The sequence below is a fragment of the Streptococcus sp. 20925_1_69 genome, assembly GCF_041432365.1.
Taxonomy (GTDB): Bacteria; Bacillota; Bacilli; order Lactobacillales; family Streptococcaceae; genus Streptococcus.
The window spans coordinates 210,612-226,598 of record NZ_JAPVZL010000002.1 but is presented as its reverse complement, the minus strand read 5'-3'; the positions used below and the strand labels follow the sequence as shown (position 1 = coordinate 226,598).

General features: G+C 34.3%; 15 protein-coding genes. 7 read left to right on the top strand and 8 right to left on the bottom strand.

Features of this window, described 5'->3' with window-relative positions; genetic code table 11:
• Nucleotides 1–383: 383 nt before the first annotated feature.
• Together O3601_RS02460 and O3601_RS02455 are read right to left on the bottom strand one after the other, a co-directional pair.
• Complete coding sequence (locus O3601_RS02460; protein ID WP_371470903.1) at nt 384–1,922, bottom strand: response regulator; 1,539 nt, start codon at nt 1,920–1,922, stop codon at nt 384–386.
• On the bottom strand, nt 1,903–3,573 hold the full coding sequence (locus O3601_RS02455; RefSeq protein WP_371470900.1) for a sensor histidine kinase: 1,671 nt from the start codon (nt 3,571–3,573) through the stop codon (nt 1,903–1,905). Before O3601_RS02455 ends, O3601_RS02460 begins: the two co-directional genes overlap by 20 nt.
• 202 nt (nt 3,574–3,775) lie before the next feature.
• On the opposite strand from O3601_RS02455, the gene O3601_RS02450 reads away from it, so the two are divergent.
• The 6 genes from O3601_RS02450 to O3601_RS02425 all read left to right on the top strand — a co-directional run bounded on the left by O3601_RS02450 (nt 3,776) and on the right by O3601_RS02425 (nt 12,109).
• The gene (locus tag O3601_RS02450; protein WP_371470898.1) at nt 3,776–4,693 is read left to right on the top strand and encodes an ABC transporter permease; all 918 of its coding nucleotides are present in this window, start codon (nt 3,776–3,778) and stop codon (nt 4,691–4,693) included.
• 17 nt (nt 4,694–4,710) lie between these two features.
• Nucleotides 4,711–5,607: a carbohydrate ABC transporter permease gene (locus O3601_RS02445; protein WP_000870790.1), complete on the top strand. Its 897-nt coding sequence runs from the start codon at nt 4,711–4,713 to the stop codon at nt 5,605–5,607.
• 9 nt (nt 5,608–5,616) lie between these two features.
• Complete coding sequence (locus O3601_RS02440) at nt 5,617–7,182, top strand: sugar ABC transporter substrate-binding protein (protein ID WP_371470895.1); 1,566 nt, start codon at nt 5,617–5,619, stop codon at nt 7,180–7,182.
• A gap of 204 nt (nt 7,183–7,386) precedes the next feature.
• A complete protein-coding gene (locus O3601_RS02435; protein ID WP_001170587.1) occupies nt 7,387–8,031 on the top strand; it encodes a YesL family protein in 645 nt (214 codons plus the stop codon).
• Nucleotides 8,028–10,241, top strand: a complete 2,214-nt coding sequence (locus O3601_RS02430) for a TIM-barrel domain-containing protein (RefSeq protein ID WP_371470892.1) — start codon at nt 8,028–8,030, stop codon at nt 10,239–10,241. Before O3601_RS02435 ends, O3601_RS02430 begins: the two co-directional genes overlap by 4 nt.
• Nucleotides 10,242–10,636: 395 nt before the next feature.
• Nucleotides 10,637–12,109, top strand: a complete 1,473-nt coding sequence (locus O3601_RS02425) for a peptide MFS transporter (protein WP_371470889.1) — start codon at nt 10,637–10,639, stop codon at nt 12,107–12,109.
• Between the two features lie 229 nt (nt 12,110–12,338).
• Here O3601_RS02425 and O3601_RS02420 read toward each other — a convergent pair whose 3' ends face one another.
• Genes O3601_RS02420 through O3601_RS02395 form a run of 6 tightly spaced genes read right to left on the bottom strand, consistent with a single transcriptional unit; the run spans nt 12,339 to nt 14,864 of the window.
• On the bottom strand, nt 12,339–12,815 hold the full coding sequence (locus O3601_RS02420) for a glutathione peroxidase (protein WP_371470886.1): 477 nt from the start codon (nt 12,813–12,815) through the stop codon (nt 12,339–12,341).
• Nucleotides 12,812–13,390 (bottom strand): DUF3278 domain-containing protein, encoded by a 579-nt coding sequence (locus O3601_RS02415; RefSeq protein WP_371470885.1) that lies wholly within the window; start codon nt 13,388–13,390, stop codon nt 12,812–12,814. Before O3601_RS02415 ends, O3601_RS02420 begins: the two co-directional genes overlap by 4 nt.
• Nucleotides 13,391–13,416: 26 nt before the next feature.
• Nucleotides 13,417–13,743 (bottom strand): hypothetical protein, encoded by a 327-nt coding sequence (locus O3601_RS02410; RefSeq protein ID WP_371470883.1) that lies wholly within the window; start codon nt 13,741–13,743, stop codon nt 13,417–13,419.
• A 31-nt stretch (nt 13,744–13,774) separates the two neighbouring features.
• On the bottom strand, nt 13,775–14,101 hold the full coding sequence (locus O3601_RS02405) for a hypothetical protein (protein ID WP_371470880.1): 327 nt from the start codon (nt 14,099–14,101) through the stop codon (nt 13,775–13,777).
• 10 nt (nt 14,102–14,111) lie between these two features.
• Nucleotides 14,112–14,654 (bottom strand): DUF3278 domain-containing protein, encoded by a 543-nt coding sequence (locus tag O3601_RS02400; RefSeq protein ID WP_371470878.1) that lies wholly within the window; start codon nt 14,652–14,654, stop codon nt 14,112–14,114.
• A gap of 15 nt (nt 14,655–14,669) precedes the next feature.
• Nucleotides 14,670–14,864 carry a helix-turn-helix transcriptional regulator gene (locus tag O3601_RS02395; protein ID WP_001082471.1) on the bottom strand — a complete coding sequence of 65 codons (195 nt, stop codon included), beginning with the start codon at nt 14,862–14,864 and terminating at the stop codon, nt 14,670–14,672.
• Between the two features lie 166 nt (nt 14,865–15,030).
• Here O3601_RS02395 and rsmH point away from each other — a divergent pair, with 166 nt between their 5' ends.
• Nucleotides 15,031–15,981, top strand: a complete 951-nt coding sequence (gene rsmH / locus O3601_RS02390; RefSeq protein ID WP_000159402.1) for a 16S rRNA (cytosine(1402)-N(4))-methyltransferase RsmH — start codon at nt 15,031–15,033, stop codon at nt 15,979–15,981.
• The last annotated feature ends 6 nt before the right edge of the window (nt 15,982–15,987 follow it).

Genomic DNA, 15,987 nt, shown 5'->3' with positions numbered 1-15,987 from the left:
AAGATAGTATAATACAAACAGAAATTATTTTCAAATATTTAGAAATAAAACGGAATTTATTTTATTATTTCTAAGTATTTAGAAATAGTGTTTTTCTGCAATTAAAAAATAGTCCATTTTGGTATGGCATGATAGTAAATCTTGTGAGGTTTTGTAGCAAGTATTCAAATAAAAAGCGCATACTATCAGAAGTGTAAAAGCTTGATAGTATACGTTTTATCCTAGAAATATTTACTGGCTGTTTTTCTCAAACTGACTTTTTAAGAAGTTACCTTATCAGCAATTTCAAATAAGTTTATGGTGCTATCTTTGGAAAAACTGTAGAATTTCAAAAATTACTACAGACCTTGAATTTTACTTATCATTTCAATGATTTAGATTGCTTACATTTTGTTTTGATAAGTTTTACGGTAATCTCCAGGAGAAAGCCCAGTCCTTTGTTTAAAAATTTTAGTAAAGTAAGAATAATTATCATACCCTACTTGACAAGATACTTGTGATATCGAGATATTTGTTTGAGATAGGAGAGATTTAGCAGCATTAATGCGCTTATCCGTTATATATTTAACAAGAGTTTCTCCAGTTTCTTTTTTAAAAATTCTAGCTAAATGATCTGCGCTGAGATAAACCATATCTGCTAATATAGAACGATTTATATCTTCATAGTAGTGATGATCTATGTATTCGACGATACGTTGAATACTATTTTTCTGGTTTTCAATGTTTGTTGCAAATTTCTTAGCATGTGACCAGTAATAATCAAAGTAATCCTGGAAAGATTCAATTGAATGAAAGCGTCGTTGGAATAGGAAATCATGAGTGCTGTTTTGGAATAATTTATGAGCTGAAATTCCATTTTGATCTAGATATATTCCTATTTGTTGAGTCCAATCTAGTAAAATTTGTTGTAGTGTGAAAGTAGGAATTTGAGAATTATAGGCAAGTGAATTAACTTTTTCTCTTAATTCGTATTCACTTAAGCTATCTAAAAAAGTAATTGAAAGAGTTTCTGTTTTAAAGGAAGTTGGAAAACTATGTGGAACACATGTAATAGTATTCCAATAAGAAACATATTGTTCATTATAAGTGTAGAGTTCTTTGGTATGAAATAAAATATCAGATATTTTATGGCAACTCTTATATATAATGTTTGAGTATTTACTAAAGTTATTAGAAATTTGAGAATGAATCTCATATGCCAATTTGTCACTACGTTTGGATGAGTCTACTCTAAAGAGACAAACATATTGATCAACCTGGCTTTCCATCTTGAATAGACTTATCAGCTTATAAGAAGGTTGTGAAATTCTTTGAAGTTCTCTTTTTAGTTGAGAAGTCCATGATGGAGTTTCTGCAGAATAATCTTCTTCATTAAGATTGATTGTTAAAATTGCAAGAAAAAAATACTGGTGTTTTTGAAGAATAAAATCTTGTTTGCTTGCTATATTTTCTAGCTCATCAATGCGAGAAATTTGAGGTTTTCTAAGGTAATCATACCAGAAGTTATCTTCTATTTGTAAAAGTGCATCATTTTTTCCGTTTAAGTTATGATTCTCAATTTTACTAATGGCTTTTTGAATAATAAATTCTAATTTTTCAAAGTTAATGGGTTTTAGATAGTATTCGAAGCTTTGTAATTCAATTGCTTTTTGAGCATAGTTGAAGTCGGCGTAATTGGTTAAAAAAATTGTTTTTATATCATATTTTTCATTTCTAATCCACGATAAGAGTTCGAGGCCGCTGCCTTGAGGCATTTCTATATCGCTTATCATGAGATCAATGGGATGCTCTCTAATAATATTTTGAGCTTGAGTGAGGCTATAGGCAACATAAACAGTGTCAATGTGTAGTTTAGCCCAATTTATTTTCTCTCGTAAAGCTTCAATGATAAAGCGATCGTCATCAACTAATAAGATGTTCATTATAACCTCCATCTATAATCTTGTATGGAATAAGTAAAAGAATTTTAGCCCCACCTTCCTCATTATTCTCAAATGCAATACTATAGTCATTAGGATAGAGAAGATTTAAACGTTCGATGGTGTTTGTGATCCCAATATGATGTCCATCTTCTGTTATTAGAGACTGTTTCTGATTTAGTTTTGATAAAATTTCTTCAGAGAAACCTGGACCATTATCCTCGATACAAATCTGAATATAATCTGAGTCCTCAGTTTGTACTTTTTTTATTGATAGTAAAATTGTAAATAAATCCTGAAATGAAAAACCGTGTTTGATTGTGTTTTCAATAAATGTTTGTAAAAGTAATGATGGGACAAGAGTATTTTGTAGGTCATCATTGTAGTTTAGTGAAAAGTAGATGCTATTTCCATATCGAATTCGTTGTATTTCTAAATAATCTTTAATATGCTGAACTTCATCTTTGAGTTCTGAAAAATCTTGATTAGCCATAAATAAATGACGGAGATAATTTGAAGTTAGGATAGTTAACTCTTCAATTTCCTTATAGTTTTTTGTTTGAAGCATACTATGAATCATTGATAACATATTTAAGTAGAAATGCGGTCGGATTTGATTTTTAAGATAATTAAGTTCAATCTTCTTAAGTTCTAGTTGTGAATGGTATTCTCGTATTTTTAATTCTTGCATGTCAAATATTACTTTATTAAGTTTATCATTTGCCTTATCAATTTCTAGTATACCTTCAGATATAAAAAATTCAGAAGGGGGGATGGAGTCCCCAAGTTGAGAAAGTCGTTCAGTGAGTCTTGTTATAGGTTTAATCATCCACTGACGAATATAAAGGATAATGATGATTGATAAAATGGTGATAATGATAGGAACAGCTGATAAAAATACTTCTAAGAGTGTGATATTTCTAAAGACTTCAGCATAATCGACTAAAACATAAATATCGAAAGGTAAATGCGTTTTTTCATTTTGAGCATGAATCAGGTAGTTTTCGGAGGGGATATTGTTAGGCTCTTTTAGAGAAAGTTTACCATTATTTCCAATATTAAGTTTTCTTAGAGGTTTTAGGATATCTTCTGAAGATATGACGGCATAAATGATTTTTCCTTCGTAATGAACAGATTTAACTAAGTATTCGCTGTTTTTAGTAGTTACATTTTTCCATTTACGGTCACTTATATCACTACGCAATGATTTTAGATTTAATTTTAATAGTAGATAATCTTCATATGGAATATAAAGATTGGAGACGTTTATAAAATGTTCAGTACTATCGGTTTCTAATAAGAATGTCATATGAGTTTCATTTTGATATTCAAACTCTGTAAAGCTAGTTTGAACTTTTTTAAGATTTTCTTGATACTCAAGAAACGTTTGTACATGATTTAATTTCTCTAAAGATTCATTATGCGTTATTGTTGAGTACATAAAGCGTTCTACAGAATGTAATTTTTCATTAACAGAGTCAGCATAAATTTCAATTGAACTACGTAGGTGTACTATATTTTGGTTTTTAATAAAATTTCTGGTTATGTTACTCATAGCAATATTGATTAAAATATTTATCAATAGTAGTACAAGTAGGAGTTTAAAGAAAAAATGAATGGAATGTTTTTTTGATAAGTCGTGATTTAATTTCATATACTATTCTCCTACTAAAATTATAGCACTTTGAAAATATGATATCATGTAACAAAACAGATATGTTTTATCAAGATGTCGGAAAAGTAATAGTTTTTAAAATTAAAAAACTGAAAAATTGATAAACCTAGTCCAAAAAGTTCTATTAAGGGAATTCTATATGGTGTAAAATAATCGTAGAAAATCAGATGGGAGGAAAAACATGAAAGTAGCATCTCAAATTCATAAAATAAAATTAAAGCATAGTATTCCGTTATATATATTACTTTTTCCTTCAATATTGCTATTAATTTTATTTTCCTATATTCCCATGTTGGGACTAATTATTGCATTTAAAGACTATTCACCAGCCAATGGTATCTTTGCTAGTCAGTGGGTAGGATTTAAGTACTTTACTCAATTTTTCTCATCATTCCAATTCGGGACAACTATGTTCAATACATTAAAAATTTCACTTTATAGTATTGTAGTAGGATTTCCCTTGCCTATTATACTAGCTATCATTAGTAATCAGTTAAGAGTTGGGAAATTTAGAAAAATATTTCAAGTGACAACTTACTTACCCCATTTTATCTCTACAATGGTTATGTGTGGGATGATTATCTTATTTTTATCTCCTACTAGTGGTTTGTTAGCGAATGTATTTAAGTCTGTTGGAATTACTATTCCAGATTTTTTATCAAAACCTAGTAATTTTGCAGGTGTTTATGTTTGGAGTGATGTATGGCAACATATTGGTTGGGATAGTATTATTTATCTGGCGGCGCTTTCTGCAATTGATCCTACATATTATGAGGCTGCAACTATGGATGGTGCCTCTAGGTTACAAAAAATTCGGCATATAGAATTACCATTGCTTTTGCCGACTGCTATGATTTTATTAATATTAAGAGCAGGTAGTTTATTAAGTGTAGGTTTTGAGAAAGTGTTACTACTACAGAATCCTCTTAATTTAGCAGGAAGTGAGATAATTTCGACCTATGTTTATAAAGTTGGTATGGTGAACTTTCAGTATAGTTATTCGACAGCTATAGGGTTATTTAACACCGTAGTCAATCTAATAATTTTGTTATCTGTTAACTGGTTCTCGAAAAGATATACTAGAACGGGTCTTTTTTAAAGGAAGGAGTGCTCAAGGTGAAATGGTTTCATAAATCAAGAAAAACAAACTCTGAATTATTATTTGATATAGTTACCTATGGTTTAGCAATTTTCCTTATCCTGTTAATTGTTTATCCGTTATGGTTTGTAGTGATTGCATCTTTTAGCAATCCTTCAGATGTTGCAAATGGGAAGGTATGGTTTATTCCAAGAGAATGGAAATTAGATGGATATTTACGTCTTATTCAACAACCTTTATTTTTACGTAGCTATCTAAATACAATTTTATATACTGTTGTTGGGACCTTGGTTGCTTTAGTAGTCAATATTCCAGCTGGTTATGCTTTATCTAGAAAAGAATTAGTTGGTAGAAAGTGGATGAGTATTCTATACATAATCCCTATGTTTGTATCAGGTGGCTTGATTCCTACCTACTTAACAGTAAAGAATGTTGGCCTAATTGATACATTTTGGGTAATGGTAATACCTTTTGCAGTTTCATCATACAATATTATTGTTGCTAGAACTTTCTTTAATAATAGTATTCCAGACGGGATGTGGGAGGCTGCGCAAATTGATGGCTGTGGTACAATTCGTTATTTTATTAAAATAGTTGTTCCGTTATCAAAAGCTATTATAGCAGTTATTGGACTTTGGACTGCAGTTGGTATTTGGAATTCGTGGTTTAATGCTTTAATTTATTTAACGAATGAAAATTTACAACCATTGCAATTAATTTTACGACGTTTACTAATTAGTAATCAAATGTTACAATCGCAAGCAACAGGAGAAGTGGCATCAGATCTTCGTATCAAAGCCGATATGATGAAATATGCAGCAATTGTTATTTCAACCGCTCCGATTATGTTGCTATATCCCTTTGTTCAAAAATATTTTAATCAAGGTGTAATGATTGGCGCCTTGAAAGAATAGGAGAAAAACATGAAAAATAAATCATTTACATATTTGTTCTTAGGAACAGTTACACTTGCTGGCTTAACAGCCTGTGCAAATTCCAATAATGCGAATAAGGACGATAAGTCTGGAGAAGATTCTTATAAAATCACAACTGTTCGTTGGTCTGACTGGGGGGAAGATTATCATAAAGGTTTTCTAACTGATTCTGCCAAAGAATCAGGTATCGATGTTAAATGGGATACACTTGTAGCCGCAGATTGGGCAGATAAGAAATCTGTTTTGGTTGCTAGTGGAGATTTACCAGATGCATTTTTAGGTTCAAATGCTTTTACAGATTCAGAAATTGCTCAGAACCAATCTTTATTTATTCCATTGGAAGATTTAATCAAGGAAAACATGCCCAATTTAACTAAGGCTATGGAGAAAGAACCTAAGATTAAAGCTATGATTACTTCACCAGATGGTCATATCTACAGTCTACCTAAAAAATTACCGATGCGTCCTACTGTAGCTAATCAGCTATTTATTAATAAAAAGTGGCTGGATAATTTAGGATTAAAGGTTCCAGAAACTTATGATGATTTAGTAAAAGTATTACAAGAATTTAAGGATAAAGATGCGAATGGAAATGGAGATGTTTCTGATGAAATTCCATTTGGAGCAGGAAACTTTGATCCAACATTCTCATATATTCTTCCGTTCAATAATCGTTTAGGTGCAGATAATACGTATGAAATGTCTGTAAAAGATGGAAAACCAGTCTACCTTCGTACAGAAGAAAGTTATAAACAAGGGATTGCAGCAATGCACGAATCTTATAAAAAAGGTTTGATTGATCCGGAAATCTTTACAGAAGATACCTCTATGAGTGTAGCAAAACGTATGGATAAGGGAGTATCTAGAGTAGGTGTTTCTAGTGGTTGGACAGCAGATGCAACGTTTGGCTTACATTCAAGTGAGTATATTGCTCTACCTGCTTTAAAAGGTATGGATGGAAAACAATATGTCTTTTCTGATCCAGATCATTACAACTATGGTCGAAATGAAATTTTGATTACAAATAAGAGCAAAAATCCTGCTAAATTATTGAAATGGTTGGATAAATTATATACAGATGAAGCAAGTATTCAGAATTTCTATGGATCATTTGGAATAGCTACTGAAAAGAATGGTGATAAGTTTAAAGTGTTACCTCCTAAAGATGGTAAATCAGCTGATGAATGGGCATGGATTAATTCACTTCGAGATTTTGGTCCTAAATACGTAAGCGATGATATCAATAGTCGCGTAGAAATCGATCAAACACAAGGTGATGGATTGAAATTGAAGATGGACCAAGATTTGAAACAATTTGCGTTGCCAGCTTACCCTAATGTGATCTATTCACAAGAAGAGCTTAACAAATTATCATCAATCTATGTTAGCATTGAATCCTATGTCAAACAACAAGCATCTAAATGGGTAGTTGAAGGTGGCATAGAAAAAGAATGGGACTCATACAAAGAAACTCTTAAGAATATGGGATTGGACGAATTTATGAAGATTCAACAGGAAGCATATAATCGTTACCAAAAAGAAGTAAAAGAGTAATACTTTATATGAACTCTTGGTTGTATAAACAAGGGACTAGCTAATTACAGGAAGCGAGACTGATAACATCAAATGATCTCGCTTCCTTTATTCTAATTTTTAAAGAAATTTGGAAATGTTTTTTAAATAATTTAGGTAATATTTTTGTGCAACTGACATTCTAAAATATAGAGTTAAGACGATTGATTTTATGGAGAATATATTATGCAAAAATTATTTTCATTAGATGGAAAAGTGGTTAGAATTTTAACTTTTTTGACAGATTTAATTATTTTAAATACTCTATTTATTGTTAGTTGTATTCCAATAGTTACAATTGGGGCATCATTAACTTCTCTTACGACAATGTGGTATCGTATTTTAAAAGGTAAAGATACCGATATTGCTTATCATTATTTTCGGATCTTTAGACGAAATTTTAAACAGTCAACTTTTATTTGGTTGTTTATCCTCCTAATAGAATTACTTTTATATGTGAACTATTGTCTTTGGGGCTATTCAAGTTTATTTTCAGAGTATAGTTTATTGTTAGTGTTGCCCTTTTTATTTGTTATAATACTTTTGATGAGTGTTATTTTTCCCTATATTGGTCTATTTAAAGATAATCTAAAAAATAGTATTGTAAATAGCGTATTAATTTGTATTTTAAATCCAATACAAGCTATCATGTTGGTTTTATTTAATATTTCTGTACTGTATATGAGTTTTAGTAGTCCAGAACGAGTTTTAACAGCTATTTACGTATTTACATTTGGGGGATTTGCTTTTTGCGGATTGATGAATGTAACGATAACAAATAAAATGTTTGATAAGGTAAAGAAATTTACTAAAAGGAGGAAAACAAATTGAAAATTTTTAAGGGAGAGTTTTATCGAATCTCTGTATTAACAGACAAGCTAGTAAGGTTAGAGTACTCTCAAACTGGAAGTTTTGAGGATAGAACGACACAACTTATCTATAATAGAGATTTTGGCCAAGTTTCGTTAAATTATATAGAGACACCAAACGTACTAGATATTATGACGGACTATTTTCATCTGCACTTTAATAAAGGAGAATTTAACGCCGAAAATTTATTTATAGAATTAAAAGGAAATTTTGCCGTATATGGTAGTCGCTGGTATTTTGGTGAATCTATTGAAACGTTAAAAGGAACAGCGCGGACTCTGGATAAGGCAGATGGCTCAATCTCGTTAGAAGATGGAATTATTAGTCGAAGTGGTATAGCCTTATTGGATGATTCTCAAGGATTTATTTGGGATGAACAGTCTGGTTATATTGAGAGAGAAAATCAAATTGACCTCTATTTCTTTGCCTATGGGCATGATTATAGAGGAGCAATCAGAGACTTTTACCATTTGACTGGCTCAACACCTTTGTTACCAAGATATGCTTTAGGTAATTGGTGGAGTAGGTATTGGCCTTATACGTCGGATGAATATTTGAATTTAATAGACAGATTTAAAACAGAGAAAATTCCATTATCTATCGGTGTTTTAGATATGGATTGGCACATAACTGAAATTCCAGCCCGTTTTGGAAGTGGCTGGACAGGATATAGCTGGAATAAAAACTTAATACCTAATCCAGAACAGTTATTGCAAGAACTTCATGATAGGAAGTTAAAACTTTCCTTAAATGTCCATCCTGCTGATGGTATACGGGCTTATGAAGAAGCTTATCCTAGAGTCGCAAAACGATTGGGGTTAAATGTAGAATTAGAAGAACCTGCTATTTTTGATTTTTTTAATCCCTCTTTTAGGGAAGCTTACTTTAAAGATGTTCATTATAAGCTAGAAAAGCAGGGAGTAGATTTTTGGTGGATTGACTGGCAACAAGGGACTCAAGGTATGTTGGATCCACTATGGCTTTTAAACCACTATCACTATCAAGATAGTTGTAAAAATTCAGAAGGCGGTTTGATTTTATCAAGGTATGCAGGACCTGGTAGTCACCGATACCCTGTTGGTTTTTCAGGAGATACCATTATTAGTTGGAATTCCTTAAGATTTCAACCTTATTTTACAGCGACAGCATCTAATATCGGTTATAGTTGGTGGAGTCATGATATCGGTGGACACATGTTGGGGGATTATGACGAAGAGTTACAAACTAGATGGCTACAGTTTGGTGTTTTTAGTCCGATTACTCGATTACATAGTTCTAGAAGTTCCTTTAATAGTAAAGAACCTTGGTTTTTTTCAGAAACAACATCTAAAATTATGAAGAAATACCTTCGTTTGAGACATCAGATGATTCCATATCTATATACCATGAATGTACAGACACACGAGGAAGGTGCCCCATTAATCAGCCCAATGTATTATTTCTACCCAGAGAATGATGAGAGCTATAATGTTCCAAATCAATACTTTTTTGGAACAGAACTGATGGTGGCTCCCATTGTAGAAAAGATGGACTTGGCATTCCAATCTGCAAAAGTGGATGTATGGTTCCCTGAAGGTGAATGGTATGACTTCTTTTCAGAGAAAAAATATACAGGTGGTGTGAAGTTGAGTGTTTATAGAGACATTTCGACTATACCTGTGTTTGCAAAAAGTGGTGCAATCATTCCCTTGGTTGGTTCTGAGATAGATATGGGTGTTGATTTACCTGAAGTTGTAGATTGGTATGTATTCCCAGGCAAGCAACATTCTTTTGAAATGATTGAAGATCAAAATGGTCAAAGATATAAAACAAGATTATCAATCGATTGGGAAATAGGGATGGTAGAGTTAACATTACAAGGAGATTCTAGTATCGTTCCAAGCAATAGAAGGCATAGAATTCATTTTAAAGGAACGAATGTGTCTATGATTGAATTGCCAAATAAGAATGATACAGCTAGATTTGAATGGAAAGATAATAAAATACCATCTCTGAATGATGAAGTTTTTAGACTACTAAAGACTGCTTCTCTTCCATATGAATTAAAAGATAGATTGTTAAATCAATTCATCAATGCCAAAAATTCTCATGAGTTAATGAATATCTTGCATCATCAGGATAAGGAATTGAGAGGGCGTTTGTTGGAAATGATATTTACTAGCGAAAACTAATTGAGAAATTTCGTACACAATTTCTATTATTTAATTGCTAATTATTTATTTTTCATATGTAATAGTTTTACATCTCTATGCTTATTGACTTGTATTTTAGTAATTACAAGTTTGACATAGGGATGTTTTTGTTTACTGAAGAGGAAAGGATAAGTATGTTTCAAGTTTTGAAACATTTTTAAACTAAACAAGAGCAAATTTTTAAATGTGATTTTTCAACGTAACTTCCACTTGCCTGACCGAAGTGGAAGTTAGTCTGAAATGGATTTTTATGATGGAATTAAGTATGAGACGTGTGATTTTTTCAGAAAATTTTCTAAAATAAACAGGATTTGTTTGACATTTGTTTGAAAATTCTGTAAAATGAATTATTATATCATTAAAGGAGAATATATATGGAAAAACAGAAAACATTTTTTGGACATCCTATGGGCTTGTCCACCCTCTTCTTTACAGAGATGTGGGAACGCTTTTCTTACTATGGGATGCGAGCTATCCTACTTTACTATATGTACTATAGTGTGCAAGATGGTGGGTTGGGGATGGAGAAGACCACAGCTGCATCGGTTATGGCGATTTATGGCTCGCTGGTATTTTTGTCCTCGGTTGTCGGTGGTTTTGTCAGTGACCGTATTTTAGGAAGCCGTAAGACTGTCTTTTACGGTGGGATTTTGATTATGCTAGGGCATATTGCTTTGGCAACACCTTTTGGACAAGTGGCTCTCTATCTTTCTATTGCCTTGATTATCTTTGGAACTGGATTTTTAAAACCCAATATCTCAGATATGGTGGGGGGGATTTATGAGAAAGAGGATGATAGACGGGATGCAGGTTTTAGTATCTTTGTCTTTGGTATTAACTTAGGTGCCTTCGTTGCCCCTTATTTAGTGGGTTATCTAGGTCAGGAAGTTAATTTCCATCTAGGTTTCTCATTAGCTGCTATTGGGATGTTCTTTGGTCTGGTGAAGTATGTTTTAGATGGGAAGAAATATCTGCCTGAATCAAGTCTTTACCCCACTGATCCACTTTCACAGAAGGACCAGCAGACCTTGATTAAACGCTTGCTACTTACACTTGTCATGGTTATTCTCGTGGTTATAGGTTTAGTCTTTACTCACCAGTTTAATGTGGATATGATTGTTAATATCTTTACAGTGATTGCTGTAATTATTCCAATCTACTATTTCTTCAAGATTTTATCTAGTCAGAAAATAACTGCCACTGAGAGATCCCGAGTATTTGCCTACATTCCTCTATTTATCGCTGGAGTACTCTTCTGGTCTATTGAGGAACAGGGTTCTGTTGTTCTCGCTCTATTTGCGGATGATCAAACTCGACTTTACTTTAATGTATTTGGGAATCAAATTCATTTCCCATCTAGCTTTTTCCAAAGTATCAACCCACTTTTCATTATGATTTATGTGCCGATTTTTGCATGGTTGTGGGGGAAAATGGGTAAAAAGCAACCGTCCTCTTCTAAGAAATTTGCTTACGGTTTATTAGCAGCAGGTTTATCCTTCTTGTGGATGATGTTACCAGGGATGCTCTTTGGGACAGATGTTAAGGTCAGTCCTCTCTGGTTGATTATGAGTTGGGCTATTGTGATTGTAGGGGAAATGTTGATTTCGCCGATTGGTCTATCAGTCACTACAAAGTTAGCACCAAAATCCTTCCAAGCACAAATGATGTCTATCTGGTTCTTGAGTAATGCTGCTGCACAAGCTATCAATGCTCAAATTGTAAAATTTTATACAAGCGGAACTGAAGTTGCTTACTATGGAATTGTTGGAGGAATTACGATTGTATTCGGTATTATCTTACTCTTCTACGTTCCACGTATTGAAAAACTAATGTCTGGTATCAAATAGAGAAAAACTGGAATTTCTGTAGGGATTCTAAAAGTTAGATCAATTATTTATTCAAAGGATTTAGTTCGGTATTGTACAGGGCTAGGTCCTTTTAGTTTGATGAAAACTCATGATGTTTATGATATTCCTAGTAGACATTTGTTCACTTTTTTTATATCAGTCAAAGCTAATCAAAAAATCTCACTATTCATTAGGTTAAAGGAGACCTGATCAAAGTGAGATTGTAAAATTATAGTAGATTTTGTATTGCCTCTTCAATTTGTTTTAGGTCTGTTTTTGAAGAGAAGCGTTCAAAGACCTGCCCATCACGACCGATGAGAAATTTAGCGAAATTCCATTCGATTCGTTTTCCTAGTGGACCAGATTTCTGGTCTTTCAACCAAACATAGAGGGGATCTGCCTCCTTACCGTTGACCTTGATCTTGGCAAAACGTGGGAAAGTGGTTTGATAATGTAGGCTACAGAAGGCGTTGATTTCCTCTGCATTACCTGGTGCTTGTCCCATAAACTGATTGCAAGGGAAGTCTAAAATCTCAAAACCTTGTTCTTGATAGCGATCATAGAGTTCTTGAAGTCCTTGGTACTGGGGCGTTAAACCACATCCAGTAGCAGTGTTGACAATCAAGAGTACCTTACCACGATAGGCATCTAGTGAGATTTCTTGATTGTCTTGGTTCAAGACTGAAAAATCGTATAGTGAAGTCATTGCCTGCTTTTCTCCTTCTGTTTGGTATTTTTTGGAGTTTTCTCCTCCTGAAGTGATAGAAATCCGTAGGTCAGGGTTCCAAAAATGCTACCGATAATCAGGCCATACATCAGGAGAGGAACACTTTTATCGAATTGCATGAGCAACTTCGCAAAATCTGAAAGGGACATCTGCTGAACGAAGACTTTATGAAAGATGAGTAGGGTAAAGAGGCCAATCTGAAGACCGATAAACACAACCCAGCTTCGAAATTTGATTTGGGCTTTGCTGTAGGTTTTGAGGATAATTTCTGACTTGTCATCTTTTTCCAGATGGAGTTCTTTGACGGCTCTTTGAGTTTTTAAAGTAATGAAAAAAATGAGTCCAGAGTAAACGTAGGGCATGGCATAGCGAACGGCCTCTATGAAGCGTCCAAATAACAGATAAAACAAGAAGAGAAAGAAGGAAGAATAAACGATTTGAACCATAGAACGGGCACAAGCCTTGTAGATAATCTCTTGTCGGCATTCATCAAAAGGGCCCTGAATGTGAAAGAGATTTCGAAGTAGGCGAGTGGTGAAGTCTTCTTTTTTCATGCTAGTAACCTCCTAAATGAGCGGTTTTACTGACTTTCTTTTACGAATTGATAGAGATAATAAAGATAAATGATGGAAGAAAGGCTAGCGATAGTCAGCAGTAAATAATATTTCCAATCGCTTGATATGAGCATCAGTTGTGGAAAAGATAGAATCATAAAGCACAGTGCTAAGTTGAGTATGCGTGTTTTTTGGGAGTCAATCTTTAGATAAGTTAGTCCTTTGTTGAGGGCTGGAATAAAGACTAGAAGGAGGAATATCTCGCTGAATGGCAAGTTCCCTGAAACGATGATGAAGATGAGAAGAGAACTGAACAAAAGATGATAGGTAAGTAAAGTTAGTAATGATTTCATAGGTACCTCCTAATCCTGGTCTTTTTTATACTCAATGAAAATCAAAGAGCAAACTAGGAAACTCGCCGCAGGCTGTACTTGAGTACGGCAAGGCGACGTTGACGCGGTTTGAATTTGATTTTCGAAGAGTATTAGCTCTTGCAATACGAAGTGAGACGATAATATGTATCATCACTCCGAAAAAGAAAGCTCCCAGTATAGTTTTAAAAATATGTTTTGTATTTAGAAGAGAAGTGATAAAATTTGGATTTTCACTTGTTAGGGTATCAATGGGTTGAATTATAAAAAATATTATTGTTCCATAAATCGAACCTGCTTTCAGACCAGGATAACGTAACTGTTTCTTTTCTTTTTTCATGAGTTTCCTCCTAATCCTCATCTTGATTTTTCTTAGTTTTTGCAATGCGACGGGAGATGAGGAACTGTATGCTCGCACCGAAGAAAATAGAACCGAGAATGCTTGATACACCATTTCTTATAGTGAGGAGAGACTGAAAATAGTCCTGACCTTCACCTATTAGTATACTGAGAAGAGGAGTTATAAAAAACATCCATAGACCAAAGAACAAACCTGCTTTAAGACCTGGGTAGTGTAGTTGCTTACTTTCTTTCTCGCTCAGCATATCTGGATCAATAGCTGTAATCCCTGTTTTTTTCATTTGGTAGGTGACATAGCCAGCAGCGATGAGGGCAATCACTAAAATCAGAGGAGGATAGACCAGAGCCACTAGCTGAGGAAATTTATAGGCTAGAACGAGCGGAATAAGATTGCCGAAAATCATCAGATAAAAGAGGAAGATAAAGACTTGATTGCCGATACGATCAGCCTCGCGTCGTTTGTATTCGTCAAGTGGATCAGAAATACCGTATGTGCGCTTGATCAGTTTTTCAGTGAAGGTTTCTTTTTTCATAAGTTGGCTCCTTTTTTAAAAATTATCCTCCCAAAAGAGACTGTTGAGGTCAGTTTGGAGGCTGCGGGCGAGATTGAGACAGAGTTCCAGGGTTGGATTGTACTTGTCGTTTTCAATCATATTGATGGTTTGTCTCGAGACACCGATATCCTTGGCTAGCTCGAGCTGGGAAATACCCAATTCCTTGCGAAATTCTTTCACACGATTCATCTGGTCTCCTTTCTAATTTGTGTCGCATATATTTGACTACATTATATTCTTCTATAGAGTGAATGTCAAGCATATTTGACATATTTCTTAAAGAAATCTTACTTGTTTTTGGCCTATTTGTCTGACTAGTGCAAGCTGGTCGGATTTGTGGTAAAATAGATAGGATATGACAAAAGAATTTCATCATGTAACGGTCTTGCTCCACGAAACGATTGATATGCTCGACGTAAAACCTGACGGTATCTACGTTGACGCGACTTTGGGTGGAGCAGGCCATAGCGAGTATTTATTAAGTAAATTAAGTGAAAAGGGCCATCTCTATGCCTTTGATCAGGACCAGAATGCCATTGACAATGCGCAAAAACGCTTGGCACCCTACATTGAGAAGGGAATGGTGACCTTTATCAAGGATAACTTCCGTCATTTACAGGCACGTTTGCGCGAAGCTGGTGTTCAAGAAATTGATGGAATTTGTTATGACTTGGGAGTGTCTAGTCCTCAATTGGACCAGCGTGAGCGTGGTTTTTCTTATAAAAAGGATGCGCCACTGGACATGCGGATGAATCAGGATGCTAGTCTGACAGCCTATGAAGTGGTGAACCACTATGACTATCATGACTTGGTTCGTATTTTCTTCAAGTATGGTGAGGATAAATTCTCTAAACAGATTGCGCGTAAGATTGAGCAAGCTCGAGAAGTCAAGCCTATCGAGACTACGACTGAGTTAGCAGAGATTATCAAGTCGGCCAAACCTGCCAAGGAACTTAAGAAGAAGGGGCATCCTGCTAAGCAAATTTTCCAGGCTATTCGGATTGAAGTCAACGATGAGCTGGGAGCCGCAGATGAATCTATCCAGCAGGCTATGGAGATGTTGGCTCTAGATGGTAGAATCTCAGTGATTACCTTCCATTCGCTAGAAGACCGCTTGACCAAGCAATTGTTCAAGGAAGCTTCAACGGTTGAAGTTCCCAAAGGTTTGCCCTTCATCCCAGATGATCTCAAGCCCAAGATGGAATTGGTATCCCGTAAGCCAATCTTGCCAAGTGCAGAAGAATTAGAAGCCAATAACCGCTCGCACTCAGCTAAGTTGCGCGTGGCCAGAAAAATTCACAAGTAAGAGGGG